1 protein-coding gene is annotated in these 438 nt (G+C 62.6%); it reads left to right on the top strand.

Annotated elements, in window-relative coordinates; translation table 11 throughout:
- Nucleotides 1-155: 155 nt before the first annotated feature.
- Nucleotides 156-438 (top strand): SDR family NAD(P)-dependent oxidoreductase (locus KW848_RS31365; protein WP_218539183.1); only part of this gene is annotated, 283 nt, incomplete at its 3' end.

A 438-nucleotide genomic window follows, 5' to 3' on the forward strand; every position in this document is an offset into this window, starting at 1 on the left:
GTCGGCGGCCCGGCGGACTGGGACGAATACACCCAATGGCAGTGGGTGACGGTCAAGGATACGGCGCCGATCTACCCGTTCTGAGAGGCCGGTCTTTACCGGGCCCGATGAGCTGAGGGCCCTGCGGGTACACAAAAATAATAAGAGGACTCAACATGAAACTCGACAACAAGATTGTGCTGGTAACCGGTGTCTCGTCGGGTATCGGTGCTGCCACAGCGAGCCTGCTGCGTGCTCACGGCGCCCAGGTGATTGGCGTGGACCTCAAGGCGCCGCACATGACCCTGGACGGTTTTGTACAGGGCGACTTGAGCAGCGCCGAGAACATCGAACGCTTGCTGCCACAACTGCCCGCACGGCTCGACAGCCTGTGCAACATCGCCGGCGTGCCGGGCACTGCCAACCCGCGACTGCTGGCGCGGGTCAACTACCTTGGGC

Origin of the sequence: Pseudomonas sp. PDM25 (assembly GCF_019219045.1) — a bacterium.
GTDB lineage: Bacteria > Pseudomonadota > Gammaproteobacteria > Pseudomonadales > Pseudomonadaceae > Aquipseudomonas.